General features: G+C 39.4%; 15 protein-coding genes. 3 read left to right on the top strand and 12 right to left on the bottom strand.

The annotated features are described in order from the left end of the window. Position 1: 1 nt before the first annotated feature. The 5 genes from AC07VK_RS17185 to AC07VK_RS17165 form a co-directional block, all read right to left on the bottom strand. Positions 2–1,513 (bottom strand): tagaturonate reductase, encoded by a 1,512-nt coding sequence (locus tag AC07VK_RS17185; RefSeq protein ID WP_492961995.1) that lies wholly within the window; start codon positions 1,511–1,513, stop codon positions 2–4. A 55-nt stretch (positions 1,514–1,568) separates the two neighbouring features. Further along, the gene (gene pelA, locus AC07VK_RS17180; RefSeq protein ID WP_492961993.1) at positions 1,569–2,600 is read right to left on the bottom strand and encodes a pectate lyase; all 1,032 of its coding nucleotides are present in this window, start codon (positions 2,598–2,600) and stop codon (positions 1,569–1,571) included. Between the two features lie 187 nt (positions 2,601–2,787). Next, on the bottom strand, positions 2,788–4,719 hold the full coding sequence (locus tag AC07VK_RS17175; RefSeq protein ID WP_492961990.1) for a glycoside hydrolase family 88 protein: 1,932 nt from the start codon (positions 4,717–4,719) through the stop codon (positions 2,788–2,790). Between the two features lie 6 nt (positions 4,720–4,725). After that, positions 4,726–6,399 (bottom strand): glycoside hydrolase family 28 protein, encoded by a 1,674-nt coding sequence (locus tag AC07VK_RS17170; RefSeq protein ID WP_492961988.1) that lies wholly within the window; start codon positions 6,397–6,399, stop codon positions 4,726–4,728. A 336-nt stretch (positions 6,400–6,735) separates the two neighbouring features. After that, the gene (locus AC07VK_RS17165; protein ID WP_492961986.1) at positions 6,736–7,515 is read right to left on the bottom strand and encodes a pectinesterase family protein; all 780 of its coding nucleotides are present in this window, start codon (positions 7,513–7,515) and stop codon (positions 6,736–6,738) included. Between the two features lie 501 nt (positions 7,516–8,016). Here AC07VK_RS17165 and AC07VK_RS17160 point away from each other — a divergent pair. Together AC07VK_RS17160 and AC07VK_RS17155 are read left to right on the top strand one after the other, a co-directional pair. Then, entirely contained in the window at positions 8,017–9,657 is a 1,641-nt protein-coding gene (locus tag AC07VK_RS17160) for a glycoside hydrolase family 43 protein (protein WP_492961984.1), read from the top strand. A gap of 4 nt (positions 9,658–9,661) precedes the next feature. Further along, positions 9,662–10,453 (top strand): rhamnogalacturonan acetylesterase, encoded by a 792-nt coding sequence (locus tag AC07VK_RS17155; protein ID WP_492961982.1) that lies wholly within the window; start codon positions 9,662–9,664, stop codon positions 10,451–10,453. Between the two features lie 29 nt (positions 10,454–10,482). Here AC07VK_RS17155 and AC07VK_RS17150 read toward each other — a convergent pair whose 3' ends face one another. Further along, on the bottom strand, positions 10,483–10,734 hold the full coding sequence (locus AC07VK_RS17150; RefSeq protein ID WP_215165650.1) for a DUF6814 family protein: 252 nt from the start codon (positions 10,732–10,734) through the stop codon (positions 10,483–10,485). Between the two features lie 11 nt (positions 10,735–10,745). Next, positions 10,746–12,269, bottom strand: coding sequence for an MFS transporter (locus AC07VK_RS17145; protein ID WP_492961980.1), 1,524 nt, complete (start codon positions 12,267–12,269; stop codon positions 10,746–10,748). Positions 12,270–12,420: 151 nt separating this feature from the next. Between AC07VK_RS17145 and AC07VK_RS17140 the strand changes: the two genes are divergently transcribed. Continuing rightward, entirely contained in the window at positions 12,421–13,311 is an 891-nt protein-coding gene (locus tag AC07VK_RS17140; protein WP_426326658.1) for a bestrophin family protein, read from the top strand. Positions 13,312–13,773: 462 nt separating this feature from the next. Here the strand turns inward: AC07VK_RS17140 and AC07VK_RS17135 are convergent, their stop codons facing one another. The 5 genes from AC07VK_RS17135 to AC07VK_RS17115 form a co-directional block, all read right to left on the bottom strand. Next, complete coding sequence (locus AC07VK_RS17135) at positions 13,774–14,322, bottom strand: TlpA family protein disulfide reductase (RefSeq protein ID WP_492961977.1); 549 nt, start codon at positions 14,320–14,322, stop codon at positions 13,774–13,776. Between the two features lie 180 nt (positions 14,323–14,502). Next, positions 14,503–15,870, bottom strand: a complete 1,368-nt coding sequence (locus AC07VK_RS17130; protein ID WP_492961975.1) for a S41 family peptidase — start codon at positions 15,868–15,870, stop codon at positions 14,503–14,505. A gap of 186 nt (positions 15,871–16,056) precedes the next feature. Further along, the gene (locus AC07VK_RS17125; RefSeq protein WP_492961973.1) at positions 16,057–17,346 is read right to left on the bottom strand and encodes a hypothetical protein; all 1,290 of its coding nucleotides are present in this window, start codon (positions 17,344–17,346) and stop codon (positions 16,057–16,059) included. Between the two features lie 136 nt (positions 17,347–17,482). Continuing rightward, complete coding sequence (locus AC07VK_RS17120) at positions 17,483–18,010, bottom strand: hypothetical protein (protein ID WP_492953660.1); 528 nt, start codon at positions 18,008–18,010, stop codon at positions 17,483–17,485. After that, positions 18,003–18,512, bottom strand: coding sequence for an RNA polymerase sigma factor (locus AC07VK_RS17115; RefSeq protein ID WP_051691810.1), 510 nt, complete (start codon positions 18,510–18,512; stop codon positions 18,003–18,005). Before AC07VK_RS17115 ends, AC07VK_RS17120 begins: the two co-directional genes overlap by 8 nt. Between the last annotated feature and the right edge of the window lie 364 nt (positions 18,513–18,876).

Raw genomic sequence — 18,876 nt, 5'->3', positions numbered from 1 at the left:
TTTAAATTGTTCTTTCTGAATGCAAGTTACTTAAAGTTTCTTTTGCACCCTTGTTCTGTAATAAATCAACGTAAGATTTTACGGCCGCGTTAAAGCCGGGATAGTTATTCAGGTTTTTATCCCAAAGACGTCTGTCGCCAAGGGTATTATCTACAACCGTTTCAGGGTTTTTCCAGTATCCGTATAAAATTTCTGCGAATTCATCCTGTATTGGATAGGTTTTTCCGTTTACGCTGGCCGTGTAAGTATCACCATCTTTATTCACATTCATGAAAAGGATATAAGCTGCCACACCTAAAGCGGTAAGTTGAGGAACTTCGTTTTTTAAAGCGTAATACCTTCTGATTAATGGCATGTTACGCATCTGCATTTTTGAGGTGAAGTTTAGCGTGATGGCCTGCCACTGGTGCTCTAAGGATGGATTGCTAAAACGGTCGATTACGCTTTCTGCAAAGGCAATTGCTTCATCATAGGTAATATCTTCGTTTACCACAACAGGCGCAATTTCATCTTTCATCAGTTTTAACACATGGGCTGAGAAATCTTCATTCGCCATAGCTTCTTTTACAGTATTAAAGCCCGCTAAAATGGCCAATCCGCAGCTGATGGTGTGCGTACCATTAAGTAAACGAAGTTTTAGCTCTTTAAATTTATCGATCGATGGAACGATAAAAACCCCTTTATCGGCCTTCGCAAAAGATAAAATCTCCTTCACTTTTTCGCTTGACGATTCGATGGCCCAAAGTCTGAAGGGTTCTGCCATAATCATGAGTTCATCTTCGTAACCCAGTTCAACCTCAATCGTTTTTTGTTCTGCCTCGGGAAGTTTTCCCGGAACAATCCTATCAACCAGAGTCTTGCAGAAATGATTAGCCGTTTTTAACCAGTTTTCGAAATCCCAGCCCAATTTGTTCTGGATAGCCAGATCCAATAAAATTTCTTTCAATTTATCAGCATTGTCACTGATTAATTCCGTTGGAACAATCACCATTCCGCTTTCGGCCGAACCATTAAACGCAGTATATCTTTCGTGCAAAAACGCCAGTAATTTCCCAGGGTAAGATTGCGGTGGGTTATCGGTTATTTTATCTTCGCTTTTAACAATTCCAACTTCCGTTGTATTCGATATTACAACCTGCATTTCTGGCTGGTGGGCAGCTTTTAAAATTTCGGCCCAATCTTGCGAAGCAGATAAAACACGGCTAATAGAAGAGTTAATTGAATTTTCTTCCACATTAACGCCATCTTCGATACCCTTTACACAAAGCGTATATAAATTATCCTGTTTCGAAAATGCATCAGCACCACCTTTTGATGTAGATTTAACCACTAAAACACGACCATTAAAAATCCCTTTCTGGTTAGCCTTATCAATAAAATAATCGGGTAGACCACGTAATAAAACACCTGTTCCAAACTGGATTACTTTTTCTGGTAAAGCTAAAATCTCAGCGCTTGGTTTGGTAACCTTGTCGTCGTTAATGTTTGCTAAATTCTCTTTGTTTAAAATCATTGCCTTTTCTAATTTCTGTCATTGCGCGCTGCTGGTAATGACGGGTTATAATTATCTATTTTCCGGTTGTGGCTAACCACTTCGGGTATTCCTTTTCAATTAATTTCTGTCCCCAATTGCCATACCAGGCATAACCATTTCGGCGCTCAGGACTTAACTCTTCCAATTTTGTTTTAATCGTATTGTCGCGATCGCCGAAAATAGGCGTGTTTTTATCCATATCGTAAAAACGCGCCCAGGTATTGGCTGTATTATCAGCAACCAAGGCCGCGGTTTTAATATTGGTTTTAGGATCACTCGGTCTATCGAAACGATAACCGGCAATTTTATAGGTATCGAACCATTTTACCGCTGCGGCAATTGCACTTTTTACTTCCGGTGAAGGATTTTTCAGCCTCATCAGGAAACGGACAATACCTGCCGATTCACTTGTGCTTAACGAAGCCGGCTCAAATGCTCTTGCTTTTGCTGGCAACATCGAGTCTTTATCGTATTGCGCAGCCCAGATGGTTAAAGTTCCATTCTGTTTTACCTGTGTTTTGATAATACAATCGATACCTTTTGCGATGGCTTTCTCTGCTTTTTTGATGTAAGCTGGATTTACGACCTCAAAATCGTTTTTCTGCGTAACAATATCCTGTAAGATATTAAGCACATTAATCATTGCATCGTCATTGTAGGTAATTTCTGAACGGTACAAAGCTTTATCAGGATAGTACTGGGGCCAGCCACCATTGGCATATTGAGCAGCTAAAATATAATCCAATCCTTTTTCAGCTGCAGCTAAATAAGCCTTATTCTGTGTCTTTTTATAGGCTTGAACCAGGTATACCACTTCTCTGCTGGTGGCTTTATTGTCGAATGTGGCGTGTAAATCTTTAGTTGCTTTTATCCTGGCTAAAAGCTCAGGTGTTAATGTTGCACCATAGTTAACCACACTTTTATCTTCCAACTGCTTCGGCCAGCCACCATTGCCCAGTTGATAGACAAGCATTTTTTCTGCAGTAGAATCAGTAGGCTGCTGCGCATAACACGATAGCATTAAGCTTATACAGATCAGGGTGAACAATATTTTTATTTTCATCATTTTGTTTGTTCTTTGTTTGCCACGGAAGCACGGATTACACGGCGAACTTTTTTATTCCATGGTCTGTGTCCCCACAGACCATTAATTTTCATTTCCTTGTCCATGCGCCATGGTTCGTGTCCCCACTAACCATTTAGGCTTTTTCCGTGCCTCCGGGTTTCCGTGGCTAATATTTATTCATCTATGGTTACTTTTTACCCGGAACCTGTTTAATCAACCAGTTTACCAGATCGTTCGTTGCCTTAAAGTTTTCAAAATCTGCGGGCAATTTTCTGCCATCGATATATTCGTTGTAAAACCAAGGATCTCCCACCGCGAAAACGGTTCCTTTGCCATATTTTGCTGTTGCAATAAGCACATCACCATTATCAGTTAAGGCCGAAACGGCAGGGCTTTTTGTCACAATAGTGGAAATCTCTTTGATATAAACTTTCTTAGCTGTTTTAAAAATTGAGTTTCCGGCAGGGATTTTTACCGCTCCCTGCTCAAAGTTCGAACCTTGAACCTTATTGCGGCTATCTTCATTAAAATGGATACCAAAAGTTTCTGGCAGCACATTGAATTTTGAAATTTCACAATTACCAGCATCATTTAATAAGAGTACCAATACACCGCCAGCTTTAACCCATTCGCTAACCTGTTTGGCGTGTGCAGCATTCATGAAATTTGGGTTTGCCGTTTCTTTCTCCGTATCAGGGTCTACAATAATGTAAATGTTACTGCCTTTTAAATTTGCTGCTGTTGGTGCCGTTTTAAGGGTCGTGGTTTTTACGCCAGCATCATTAAATACTTTACCGAATAACGAAAAGCCATTGTTATCATCTTCTTCCCATACGTAATGAAAGGGGATTTTATCTCCGGTTGGGCCAGTCATATACTCGTTATTGAAGAAATTATCAACCGTAACGGTTAAACCTTTACCTGTTTTAGGCAGTGCGGCAATTTCCATTTCTGAAGCGGCGCAGATAAACGACCCAACACCTTTCGGATCGTTGGTGATTACTTTTTCGCTGATGTAATAGTCGAAACTTCCATCGCGGTATTTAGGTTTCCCGCCCAATCCCGATACTGAAACGGTTTTGGTCAGGTTAATTCTTTCTGCACCTGCCTGCTCAACAAATTCTTTCTTTAAGCCTGCATAGCCTTTATTTGCTGCAGCCATAAATGATGGTGCCAACCAACCTTTACGCACCCCTTTGGCCAGGCCATAAACAAACATGCTCGAAGCTGAACTTTCCAGATAATTCCCTTTTCTGGTTGGCATATCCAGAATATCGAACCAAACACCCGATTTTGGATCCTGGTATTTTACTGCAGCGGTTGCCGTACGGTTTAAAATGGCAATCAATTCTTTCCGTTGTGGATGATTGGCCGGAAAATTATCCAACACATCTACCAAAGCCATAATGTACCAGCCCATTGCCCTTCCCCAGAAATTTGCTGAGCGGCCTGTTTTTTTATCGGCCCATTGCTCTGCTCTACTTTCATCGTATCCATGATAAAGTAATCCTGTTTTAGCATCGCGGGCATTTTTCTCCATCAGGATAAACTGCTTGGCAATATCGTCGAAAGCTGCATCTTTTTTCATCAGCTTGGCGTATTCTGTGTAAAACGGTTCGCCCATGTATAAGCCATCCAGCCACATTTGATTGGGATAAATTTTCTTGTGCCAAAAGCCACCTTCCTGTGTACGTGGCTGTTTTTGCAGCTGATCGTATAATTTAGTTGCTGCTAACAGGTATTTCTGTTGCCCTGTAACTTTATATAACAACAATAACGAACGGCCATTTTTAATGTTGTCGATATTAAAATCGTCAGGTTTATACGTATTGATATTTCCTTCCTTATCCAAATAGGCATCCATTGAACTTTGGATGTACTTGAAATATTTCCCATCACCGGTATTCCGCCAAACCGTTGCAGCACCTTCCAATACCACGCCCATGTCGTAGGTCCATTTAGGGCCTTTAGCCCCTTTTAATAGTGTAGTATCCTGAAACAGTTTTTCCATTGCTGTTAAGGTTAACTGTTCTGACAATTTCTTTTGCGCAAATCCACTTTGTGTTAAAATAGAAAAACCGATGAGCGCAGCTGCTGTATATAGAATTGATCTCTTCATGTTTGTTTATTTTGAAATTTCCAGTGCTTTTTTATCTACCTCTAAACCTAAAAGCGTAGCCATTTTTGCTTTAGAAACATCTGTTCCGCTAATTTTTACACTTTTTGTTTTTTCTCCCGATACGTCAAACAAAACCTTGCTGTTATCAGGGTATTTTAAGTTATTGATATTGATGTTCGAACTGTTCTGGATCATTACAACCGGACTGGTATCTTCGGTAATTACGTTTATGTTTTTAAGGAAAATTCCTGCGGCCTCAATAATTTCAATGCCTTTCTTCGCTTTTATGGTTACGTTTTCCAGGTGGATATCTTTAATATTCATTTCTGGCAATCCCCTGAAAAATATGGCTTTTTCAGCGCCATTGGCTACCACATCTTTAATATAAAAATTTCTGAACTGAGGGGTAGCTTCGGTTACCGGAACGGTAACCGTTTTAATGGCTTCGCGTTTTTCGCCTGCCAAAGGAACCGGATCAACCGCAGCGTAATACATATCAAACAAAATTGCTTCACCCGGAATATCGATCATGTTGATGTTGTTGATGTAAATATTTTCTACCACACCACCGCGTCCACGGGTAGTTTTAAAACGCAGGCCAATATCGGTGCCGATAAAAGAACAGTCGTACACCCAGATATTTTTCGCACCACCGCTCATCTCACTTCCAATTACAAAACCGCCATGCGCATGGTAAACCACATTATTCCGAACAATTACATTTTCTGTAGGTACGCCACGTTTGCGGCCTGCTTCATCTCTTCCCGATTTAATACAGATCCCATCATCACCCACATCGAAAGTGCTGCCTTCAATTAATACGTTTTTGCACGATTCTACATCAACACCATCGCCATTCTGCGCAAACCAGGGATTTTTTACTTGTAGGTTTCTTAAGGTCAAATCCTCGCAAAGTAAGGGATGTAAATTCCATGCCGGTGAATTTTGAAAGGTAACACCTTCTAAAAGAATTTTTTTGCAGCCTGTTAACACCAACAAATTCGGACGGAGAAAATCTTTAATATCTTCATAATCGGCTGCTGTTTTACCAGCTTCAATTACACCCGCATTTTTGGTATTCGAACCTTTAACGGTTTTCTCAGATGGGTACCACATTTTTCCGTCTGCCCTTACTACGCCGCCGGAAGCGACTAAGGTTTTCCACTGTGTTTCGGTCAGTTTATCTTTTTTAACCATACGCCACGCACCACCATTCCCGTCGATAATTCCTGTACCGGTAATGGCTATATTTTCGAGGTTAACGCCCGAAATCGGACTCTGGTTTCTCCACGCAGGCTGGCCTTCCCAATTTCCCTGTACCAATTTGTATTGGTTAAAGTCGTCGGTAAACTGAAGGATTGCATCGCGTTTAAGGTGTAGGTTTACATTACTTTTTAACTCAATAGGACCAGTTAACCATAAGCCTGAGGGAATTAAAACCACACCACCGCCTTTTTGGCTTACACTGGCTATGGTTTTATTGATACTTTGCGTGTTTAAGGTAATCCCATCACCCTTTGCTCCAAAGCTGGTAATACTAGTGGTATCTTTTTTAAATTTAACCTGCTGGATAACGGGTAAGGCTTGCTTTTGTTGCGCGATAGCAGCACTTGCAGAAGATAAAATTAAGCATGCCAGAGCTACCTTAATATGGCATAAACTACCAGAAATATGTTTCATTATTTGCGCTGTTAAATTATACTTGGTTATTGTAATAACAAGTGTACGTTGTTTGCACTTAAAACAGAAGAGAAATCTATGCAATCGTTACCGGAAAACGAGGCAAAAAGGCGGCTACAATAATGCGTTTAATATCTGTATATCAGCTACTTAATACTCCTATTTCACCTCCGGATCCCATCCACGGAAAACGTTTTCCAAAATGTAGTCCTTATACTCCTCATCGGTTAATTGATGCGCCCAATTTACCCTGCTTTTTGGATTGGCGCCTTTTCCAGTACTTTTATATTCAGCATAATAGGCCGTTTTCTCATTGCTCTCTTTACCCCAGTTGTTCTAGCCCTCAGGGCGGATTAAATCTGGCAGCTCGCAGTTGAGGTAAACAACTTTTGCATAAGGCCTCCACGGTCTGCCTAGATAGAAACTATTCGCTGGTGCATCTCCTTTGATTTTGCATTTGTTTAATACATAACCAAATTTTGTAGTATCGGCAGTTGATGCCGCGGTGATATAACCCGCCTTTTTACAAAAAATGGTACAGCTTTCGAACCAGGCTGTAGAAGCTCCGAAAATAAAATCGACCGTTCCTTCGATGTAACAGTTTTTATAATATTGGCGATTGTTGCCACCATAGGTATAAAGTGTATCCTGAAAACCTAAAAACCTGCAGTTGGTAAAAATTAATTTATCACCCCCAGCCCAAACCGCAACGGCTTGCCCCACCGGACCCGATGAATTTTCGAAAGTGATGTTTTCTGCAGAAAAACCTTCGCCGTAAATATAAAAGCTAGAAGAGCCCGAAGTACCTTTTTCTTCGCCAAAAGCATTCTTCTTCTGTGCATAATCATCATAAGTTAAAATGGTTTCGTTTAGGCTCTCTCCAATAAATTTCACATTCTTTTTAGAAGCCGCCAAGATTAGCTTTTCTTTATAAATACCTTTTTTGATAAAAATTATGGTTGTTTTGTTCCTGAAATCGGGCACAGCATGTATCGCTTCCTGTACCGTTTTAAAGTTTCCGCTTCCATCGGCGGCTACCACAAAATCGGATTTAACGTCAAATGCATTTGCAACAAAGGAAATCGTTGCGAGAAAGAATAGAATGATTGCTTTCATATCAATTTGGTTAGGCTTAAATTAAAATCGGCCACGTAAAAGTATAAACTTTGTAACGCAGCCGTGTTTTTAAAATATATGATGAACAATTTTAAACATTAATATTCATCAGAAAGAAGTTTTTTAAAGATTAAACATTGCAAACGATGTCGGGAACGATTGCACAATAACAACTTGCCTAGAAATAAAAAAAGACTTAATCTTGTTAGTAGGCTAATTTGATAAAGTACATGCGTCTGCGTCATAAATATAGCGTTGTCATCCTGAGCTTGTCGAAGGACCTGCCTTAAATGCCTTACAAGCGTTTCGACAGGATCTCCCTAGGAGTCATTTGGACAATGTGACAAATTCGAAATGAACTACAAATATGATGCATACAGCCTCCAAATTACAAGCCGCATTAAGATTAGCTTTGCTGAGCACTTCGTGGTTCCCGCCTGCGTGGGAATGACGTAACGCTAAATAAATAACTGACCAAATATTAAAAAACATCATTGTAAAATGAAATATCTATTTAGTTCAATCCTTGTTTTAAGCCTTGGTATAAATACGTTTGCACAACTCGCTCCAAAAAGTGGGTTCACATCTAAAGTTTGGGTTTCTGACTTAGGTAATGGAACCTATAAAAATCCCGTTATCAACGCCGATTATTCTGACCCTGACGCTATCCGGGTGGGAGATGATTTTTATATGATCGCATCCAGTTTTGATGCTATCCCAGGCTTGCCGATCCTGCATTCGAGAGATTTGGTGAATTGGAAAATAATCGGCCATGCCTTAAAACGCCAGCCTCCGTTTGAGCATTTCGAAAAAACACAGCATGGTAATGGCGTTTGGGCACCTTCTATCCGCTACCGCAATGGCGAATTCTACATCTATTATCCCGACCCTGACTTTGGGATTTATTTGACAAAGGCTAAAACCATAACAGGGACGTGGTCTGCGCCAAAATTGGTTGCCGCAGGTAAAGGACTGATTGATCCTTGTCCATTTTGGGATGAAGACGGCAAGGCTTACCTCGCTTACGCCTACGCAGGCAGCCGTGCGGGCATAAAAAGTGTTTTGGCCATTATGCCATTAAGCAGCGATGGATCAGAAGCTACAGAAACCGGCAGAATTGTGTACGATGGCCACGAACTCGATCCAACCATTGAAGGGCCAAAAGTTTATAAACGCAACGGCTATTACTATTTGTTCGCACCAGCCGGGGGCGTTTCTACAGGCTGGCAATTGATTCTGAGAAGTAAAAATATCTACGGACCATATGAAAGAAAGATAGCCATGGATCAAGGGAAATCTTCGGTAAATGGCCCTCATCAGGGCGCCTGGGTAAATACTCAAACAGGCGAAGATTGGTTTCTTCATTTTCAGGATAAAGATGCTTATGGCCGCGTGGTTCACCTGCAGCCGATGAAATGGGTCAATAACTGGCCTGTTATCGGGCTTGATGCAGATGGCGACGGTAAAGGCGAACCGGTTATCACCTATAAAAAACCAAATGTGGGCAAGGTTTATCCGATTGAAACGCCGATAGAGAGTGATGAGTTTGAAACCTCAAAACTAGGCTTGCAATGGCAATGGCAGGCCAATCCGCAGCCTACCTGGTTATTTACTGATGCAGGCAGGGGTTTATTAAAGTTATACAGCTCGAAAATTCCTGACGATGCCAAAAACCTTTGGGAGGTTCCGAACCTGTTGATGCAGAAATTCCCTGCAGATGAATTTATGGCAACAACAAAACTCTTGTTTAAACCTAACCCAAAATTGGAAAACGAAAAAACGGGTTTAGTGGTGATGGGGAGAAGTTACGCGCAGATTAGCATTAAAAGCAAAAAAGACGGATTGTACCTTACGCACGGTGTTTGCCAAAGTGCCGATAAGGGAAAAACCGAAAATGAAAAGGAAATTGCCAAGCTAAAATCGGGTTCGGTATATTTCAGGGTTAAAGTTACTGCTGGTGCAAAATGCCAGTTTAGTTACAGTGAAGATGGTAACCGTTTTACGGATGTAGGAGATGAGTTCCAGGCCACCGCAGGCCAATGGATCGGCGCAAAAATGGGAATATTTGCCACCAGAGATACCCAAACCAATGATTCAGGAATTGCCGAATATGATTGGTTCCGTGTACAAGCATTAAAATAACAAGATGAAAAAACATAAATACCTTATCGCAGCCCTTGGCACCGTTTTACTGATGTCTTTCATTGTAAAACCCAAACCTGTTAAAATTTATTTAATCGGCGATTCTACCGTAGCAGACTATACTTTAGATGAAGGTTATCTACAGAAAAAGTATCCGATTACAGGTTGGGGGCAGGTTTTTCAACAATTCTTAACAAAAGACAGCTTAAAAAAATTAAACAGGCTGATTAAAAGCGATACCGCTTTGGTTATTGATAAAGCAAAGGGGGGAAGAAGTACCAGAACTTTTTTTGAAGAGGGAAGGTGGAAAGAAGTTTTATCAACCTTGGAAAAGAACGACCTGGTATTGATCCAGTTTGGGCACAACGATGCCGCGAAAGATAAACCTGAACGTTATGTTGATATTCCGGGCTATAAAGATTTTTTAAGAATGTACGTGAAAGAAACAAGAGCAAAAGGTGCTGTACCGATCCTGATCACCCCGGTTACCCGCAATTACCCATGGAAAGATGGCAAATTGGGAAGCGCACATGGCGAATATCCACAGGCAGTGAAAGATGTAGCCAAAGAATTAAATGCGCCGGTAATCGATCTTACTTCAATCTCAGCAACATTTTTCACGACAAAAGGCAGTGAATTTGTAAGCAAACATTACTTTATGAATTTAGATTCAGCCAAATACGAGGCTTATCCAAAAGGGCAAAAAGATAATACCCACTTCCAGCCAGAAGGTGCCAAAGCAGTTGCGCAGTTGGTTTACAATGAATTAAAAAACATCAACCGCAATACTCACTAAGAAAAAGATATTACCCTACTAATTATAAATTACAATTCCTCCGAACTTTCGGGCAGGCGATCGTACTCTCCTTTCCAGGCATAAAAGCCAAATATCATCAATCCTAAACTGATCGGGAGGAAAATAAACAGGATAATTGCCCATTGCAATATGGTATTGGTACGTTCGATATCCGAATGGGTCAGGCCCACTTTATCTATCGCCTGAATAAACAAAAAAGTCATTGTTAATGGCCCTAAAACCATCCAAACCAATCCTAAAAATTTCTTTAACGTATTCATCTTCTTCGTATCTAGTCGTTAATATTTTCGTCTCTTTTATTCGATAAATAAATTGTGCCAATAACCAGGCTCAACGCCGCTATACCTATCGGATACCATAAACCTGATAATGGTGTAGAGCCTGAAAAACTTGCAATTAGTGTTGCAATAAAGGGTACAAGCCCTCCAAAAACACCGTTACCAATATGATAAGGCAAAGACATAGAGGTATACCTGATTTTAGTCGGAAACAGCTCGACAAGGAAAGCTGCAATTGGCCCGTAAACCATCGTTACCAGCAAAATCTGGAAGAAGATTAAGCCAACAAATTTCCAGAATACCGGCGTAGGCAAAACTTTATCTTTTATTACTTCTTTGCCCAAGAGAATCCCTTTAGTTGCAGAAACCGTATCGGTTTGCACCTTGTTAAAGGATGCACCGTTTCTAAGCATTATTTTAGTAGAAACTGTTCTCAAGCTATCGGTTGAGTTCGCAATTAAAACAGAAGTTACTGGAGCTGGGCTAGCCGATAAAACATCAGCCTGTTCAATTTTTGTATAATCGGTATCATCTAAAAATGTTTGATAGATTGGACGATAAAAAAGGATGCCCAAAAGCATACCGCTCAGCATAATCCATTTCCGGCCAACTTTATCACTCCAGGCACCAAAAACCACAAAAAATGGCGTGGCAAAAGCGATTCCCCAAAGTAAAATATACCTCGAGTCGTTAAAATCCAATTTACAGGTATTTTCTAAAAATGATTGCGCATAAAACTGCCCCGTATACCAGATTACCCCTTGCCCCATGGTAGCGCCAAATAATGCCAGAAGTACCATTTTAAAATTCGCTTTGTTATTGAAACTCTCTTTTAGTGGATTTTTCGATACATTTCCTTCAGCTTTCAACTTAGAAAACATGGGCGATTCGTGCATTTTCATGCGAATGTAAATTGATACCACAACGAGCACAATTGACAGCAGGAAAGGAATTCTCCAGCCCCAGTCGCCAAAAGTTTCGGCGCCTAAAATGTTTTTTGTAATTACGATAATCCCTAATGAAAGAAACAGTCCTAAAGTTGCCGTGGTTTGAATCCAGCTGGTAAAAAAGCCCCGTTTATCTTTAGGTGCGTGCTCGGCTACATAAGTTGCAGCTCCACCATACTCTCCGCCAAGGGCTAATCCCTGAATCAGCCTTAGTATTAAAACCAAAATTGGTGCAGCATAACCAATGCTTTTATAAGAGGGAATTAAACCGATAAAAAATGTCGATCCGCCCATCAGCACCAAAGTGAGCAAGAAGGTGTATTTTCTGCCGATCAAATCGCCAAGTCTGCCAAAAACCAATGCACCAAATGGACGAACGATAAAACCTGCCGCGAAAATTGCCAAAGTGTTGATCAGGGCAGATGCGCCCGCATCTTCTGGAAACAATTGATGACCAATGATAACTGCAAGGCTACCAAAAATGTAAAAATCATACCATTCAATCAGCGTGCCTAACGATGATGCACCGATTACTTTAAAGATATTGTTCTTGGGTAAAGTGTCGCTCATAAGAAATAAGAATATTTGGTTTCCCAAGATAAACATTTGCATGACAATCGGCAACCTGTACTGTCTGTCAATTAATTTGTTACATTATCAAACATTTTGGCTTTAGTTTTGTATTTTCATCCGTAACGAATTTATTTACCATTCAAATTATATGCTTTTAATACAAAACATCAGGTTAAGTAGAATTTTAAGAAATACATGGCATGTTGATCTGATCATGATTGCCTCTTGCACCGCAGCTTACTTCGTACGCGAGTATTTAATTGCACATCATTTCTCCATTCCATCCATTATTCCAACGGTTTTAGGTACAGCTATCGCCTTTTTTATCGGTTTTAACAATAACCAGGCTTACGATAGGTGGTGGGAAGCCCGAAAAATATGGGGTGCTTTGGTGAACGATTCCCGCTCTTTTGCAAGGGCATTGATCAATTATGTGGATGAAGAGGAGGAAAGCGTAAAACGGATGATTTATAGACACATTGCTTTTTTATACGCTTTAAAGGCCAACTTGAGGGGAACGGTAGACGAGATTTACACCAAATATTTATCTGAGGCAGATTTAAAAGAAATAAAAAAACATAACAATGCGCATAATGCGATTTTAAACATACAATCGAGAGATTTACAGAGATTATCAAAATCTAATGCCATTGATGGTTTTCGTTTTATCGAAATTAACGAGATGTTAACCAGGTTCTCCGATTCTATGGGCATGAACGAGCGTATTAAAAACACCATATTCCCTACTACTTATTCCTACCTTACTAAAGTATTTATCTGGTTGTTTGTAGTTACATTTACCCTGGTAATCAGTCAGGATGCAGGGCCAGCAGCCATTTTTTTGGGCTGGTTAATCGGTTTCGTATTTGTATCTACGCAGATTAATGGAATGAGCCTCGTTAATCCGTTCGAAAACAATTCAGCAGGTGTTCCGCTTAACCAGATTACGAGGACGATAGAGATCAATCTTTTGCAGATGCTCGAAGAAGACGAGATTCCAGAGCCTGTTAAACCGATTAATAACGAATATGTGCTTTAAACTTTAACGGTTTTCTTCCCTATAAATATGAACAAAAGAGATAAAAGCCAGAAGATAAACAGGATCACAATCGCATTCAGAATGGCTTTAGGATAACCCAGCTGTACGACATCGATAAACGGATGCTTTAGTAAATAAACTCCCTGATTCAGCTCGTTTAACAAAAGATAAGCGGGTAAAGCAAATGGCTACGATAAATATTGGTTATTACCGTAAAATATGATAAAAATAGCTTAAGTGTTGCAGGATAATCATTATTCAAAAGCTGTAAACTTACACGGAATTGAAGTGCCAGGGAAAACCATACAACATAGCAGTACAAACAACAAAAGGCCTGAAATTTTCTTTTAAATCCATAAGCTAACACTGAGTGTGATAGAAAAGTAGGAAATTAATGTGGATGAATAAAATTTAATGCCCTTTATTACCAAGGCTTAATTTTTTCAACCTTTAATTTCAGGACTATTGATTACTTTTTAATGCAAATTTTAACTTCTCCTCAAAAAGTACCGATTTAGTTTTAAACTGTGGGTCAGAAAAGGAAATATTAGCAGTAGCGTAAATGATCTTTCCATCCTTTCCAACCAATACATTCGACGGAAAACCGTGATTAATATTTAGTTTTCTGATCTCGTCTTTGCTCAACGATACAATTTCGTATTTATAGCCATTTCGTTTCTGAAAGCGCCTGGCGCTGGTGGGACTATCATGGGTAATCCCGATAAACCGTACAGCCTTTTTGCCATATTTAGCCACCAGGTTATTTAATTCGGGCATTTCGGCTATACAAGGCGGGCATTTTTCGAACCAAAAGTTAATTACCACTACCTGATTTTTTAAATCGGCATTGGAGAGTTGTTGTTTATTGATGGTTAAACCGTTAAAAGGAGGTAAGTCTTTACCGGTTAAATCTTCAAAAAAAGTTTCCTGTGTAGCCCATTTAACAGGGCCATCTTGAGCCAATGCGGTGAAAGAAAAAACAGAGAACAATAGAATAAAGTAAATTTTCATCAGCGCTAAATATAAAAAAGAGGGCGTATCACAAAGGCATTTCACCTCAAATGCTGTCATATTATCCAAAGGATTCCTATGGAGAGCCTGTCGAAACACCTTAAAACGTATTTAAATAGGTCCTTCAACAGGCTCAGGATGACAAACCTATCTTTATTAAGGGAAGTTAAATGCATTTGCTTATTTAAGCTTTTTATTGAGGTAATCAATTGCAGTATTCAGGGTTGCATCTTTATTGGCTATAAAATCCTTTACTGTTGGAATCACCTCAATATCAGGCTTTACACCATTGCCTACAAATTCACGCCCATCGGGATAAGTATCCTTTTTGGTACATACTCTTGCACTTCCTCCACCAGGAAGATCAAACAAGTAAGGTTGTCCTGTACTGCCAAAAGAATTTCTACCGATTTTCGTCATGTGTTTTTGGTTATCAGCATAAATCAAAAAGTCTTCAGCTGCTGAAGCAGTATTATGGCCAATTAACAGTACCGTTGGGACTACAATACGCTTTGCCGAAAGCTTATTTTTCAGTGGATAGTAATCTAAATTGTAAAAATAATTATCCTGATAGGTTAAAAGTGCCTTTTTGTTCCATTCGCTGTTTACCGTATCCTTGGCAGAAGTATATTTTCCCCAGGCCTTAAAAGCCGAGGTTAATTGCCTGGTAGAATAACGGGATCCATAAAGCAGGCTATCATTGGTAAGATATTTCAATATGTAACTTCCAATCCCGGTACTCCCCCCTCCATTATTCCTTAAATCAATTATTATTGCCTTGGCTTCATATAATTCCGGGAGCTTAGTCATAAAAAGAGAATCTATTTTCTCATCTCCAAAAGAGTTCAGCGCAACATAAGCGACTTTATTAGGATACCATTTAAAATCCAACAGCGACGATGCTGCAAGAAATGCAGGAAAAACTTCCTTTTCCTCGGTGCGTTTATGCGTCAATTTTAAAACTAAAATTTGTCCCCTTGGTTTTTTGATTTTGATTTCGAACTCACTTCCTTCAGGTCCCTGAAGCAGTTTACTTATACTCCAGTCTTGTAAAACATAATCGGTAGAGGAAGAAATATAAGGTGCAACATCTTCAGCTATGTATATAGCGGTTGGTTTTCCATTCACCTCTATTACTTCACTTCCAACAGGAATTTCGTCCTTTTTGCTTAAATTAACATGTGTAATAATCGCTTTATTCTCCACGTTTTCGATAAAGAGGCGATAATCACCAAACATGGTATTCATTGGCTCAAAATCTTTACCATTTGGCATATAAATATTGGTATGTCCATCTTTAAGCATTGCACAAAACCGCTGCATTTCATGATAGTACTCGTAATCCGTTTTGGTTTCGGGAATCGAAGTAATCAATGCTTTATAGGTGCTATCCCATTTAATACGATCTACTTTGTTTAAATAAACGAAGTTATAATTTACTTCCTGCCAAAATTTTGATAACCCGTAAATTTTGTCGGCTTTTGTTAATTTATTCGACTGGGCAAAAACAGCCATAGGCAAGAGCATTAATAAAAGAATTTTCTTCATATCATTTGTTTTATCTAAAAGATTTTGCTTCAATTTTTATACCACTTGAAAAATCCTCCCTGACATTAAAATTATGGGCTTTTGAAAAAACAGGGTGTTCGTAAACGGACACTGCATATCCGATATCGAACAAAAAAAGTCCTACCAATTTGGCAGGACTTTATAGTTTGTTTGGTTTTGAAAATTTTATTTAAAGGTAACTGAACCATATTCGGTTTTAATAGATACGTTTGCAGCACCGCCACTACCAATTTTACCCGTATATTTTTTGGTTTCATCATCTTTACTTACCAGATTTGAAGTTACGTTTGAGCCATATTTAAAGCCGGCATACGAAGTAGAAACATTAAAATTGGCATTATAACGGTCTGCAAAGCCCAGCCCAATGCTTACATATTCGCCACCGAAGGTGAAGTTTTTACAAGCTGGGGTAATTTCGTTTACGCTAAGGCGGTTGTAATCCATATTGATGTTGGCATCACCATTTAATGTACCTAAGGTAACATTCGAATATTCGGCATTTACCGCAATTTTACCCGCTGATGCAATATTTAGATCGCCATAGGCCTGTTTAACAACCGTATTTCCTTTAACCGTGTTGATGTTTACTTTGGCATATTCTGCATTTAAAAGCAGGTTCCCTCCAATAGTGCCTACGGTTAAACCCTTGCCATATTGCACTTTAATATCAGCCGATCTCCTGATGGTGTTGATGTTTACCGCAACATACTCGGCATCAAGCTGTAAAGTACCCACAGCGCCAATGGTTACAGGGCCATTATATTCATGTTTTACCACCGCAGCATTCAGATCCTGGATATCGCATTTACCATATTGAACATTGATGTAGTTATTTACATTGCTTAAATTGCCAGCAACCAGATTACCATATTCTACCTTTAAAGAAGTTGGACCGGAAAAATTACCTAATTCTACGTTGCCATATTCTTGTGAAACCGTTAATGGGTTTACCGCTGGCATATACACCACGTAATTTACTTTCACTTCCCTCCGCCAGGTGGTTACTCCATTTTTCACCCCACGGCCATAACGTCCGTTTCTATCGCCCATGTTCGTTCTGAAAGTAACTACATCACCGTTTTTATTCGCATCAATGCTTATCCCATCAATCAGTTTTTGCGCATCATTATCCGAACTGCTATAAGCTTTAATATCCACATCAACACGTACTTCTTTTTTATCCCAGGTTTTAATGGTGATCGATCCGTATTGGTTGTTTAAATTAATTTTGTCGTTATTGTCTACACCAAAACTCTTGCTAAAAGATTTAGAACGTTCGGCATCACTGCCTGTTTGATTGTATGTTACGTGATTTACGACCATCGCCAGTGTTGAAGATTTTGCTGCACTTTCGACAATTACCTTATCTGATGGACTATTTACCGCAACTTCTTGTGCATAGGTTTTTACGGCGATTAAAGCCATAAAGGCTAAAAATATTTTTATTGTTTTCATGTTGTTAATTGTTAAACATTAATGGCTTAAAACCTGCCGGCTGGCAATAAGCAATTTAATGTGGTGAGCGTATCTACCAGTAATAAGTATCTGGAATCAAGTATCGAGACAGACCTGGCTACTGTTTCAACTTGGTTTAAATCTGGTTAACCCTTTTATAGTCGTCAACCTGGTTAATAATTAATAATTGTTGTTTCAATAACTGCAGTTGTATTTCGCGGTTTTTAACCATGGCCTTTACCACAAAAGTTTGGTTGGGCGAGGTTGGCAGCTCTGCTTTTAATCTTTCGTAATCTTCATCAAGCTTTTTCAGATCGGCCGTAAATTTTTTGTATAATTCTGGATTCGCAGAAGCGAAAATGGCCAAACTATCTCTTTTTTCGGTAATTAAACCTGCGAAGTGGACTTCTTTTTTGGCATATGAAGCGCTAACGTCGGCTATTTCTAAATCTTTGTTTTGTAATTTTCCTACGTATAACCAGGCTAAACCGAAAACCACCACGATAGCTGCTGCTGCACTCATCCATAAATACAGCTTTACCGGCTTTTTTTTCTTTTTGTTGTCTAATTCCTGTTCAATCTTTGCCCAAAGTCCTGCAGATGGCTCCATTACATCGAAAGCTCTACGGTTTTCCTTTACAAAGGTTTCTAATCTATTATTCATCTCTCATCCCTTTCTGTTCTAAAATACTTTTTAACTTCTTTTTCGCCCTCATGTACTGTGTGCGGCTTGTATTTTCACTTATTTTTAAAATGTGTGCAATTTCCTCATGGTCGTAACCTTCTAAAAGGTATAAACTCAATACTACTCTATAGCCATCTGGCAATTCGGTAATGGCTGTTCTAATTTCATCAGCTTGCAACCGTACTTCACTGTCGTCAAAACTATCCTCATCAGGCACTTCCGATAGCTCATCGGTACTTACAAACTCCATCTTACGTTTACGTAAATAATTGATGGATTTATTAATCACAATCTGCTTTAACCAAAGTCCGAAAGTGGTTTCCTGCCTAAAATCTACAATTCTGGTAAAAGCATCTAAAAATGCTTCCTGTAAAACATCTTCTGCCTCTTCTTCGTAATTTAAAATGCGCAGCGCCACATTATACATGGCCTTTGCATACAGCTTGTACAATTCAAACTGTGCTGCGCGGCTGCCCTGCATGCATTTTTTTACTAGCTCTAGGTTTTTATCGATGTATACGGCTTCCAAAATTTCGAATATTCTGATTATAAGACATAAGGGATTTTAAAACGTTGCATCAAGGTAGAAAAAAGTTTAGAAATATGTTAATACAGTGTTAAGATTAGAAATCAAATGTGCTGTTATGCTCAAGAGCGAAGCATAAAATAACTTCTTCATTCCGTTAAAAAATGTTTTTATATTGATTAGGAAATGACTGGTTCCATGCTTTTGGCAATTTCAGCCCTGCTTTTTGGTACGAGTTCCAATGCTAATTTAGTGCCGATTTATCGGTAAAGGATCGGAAGCTCTTCCCGACAATCAGGTTTATTTAACAAAGTTTGGT

Source organism: Pedobacter sp. GW821-FHT01D05 (assembly GCF_059422505.1).
Note: the sequence above shows the minus strand (reverse complement) of the source record. Positions and strands in the feature narration are given on the sequence as shown.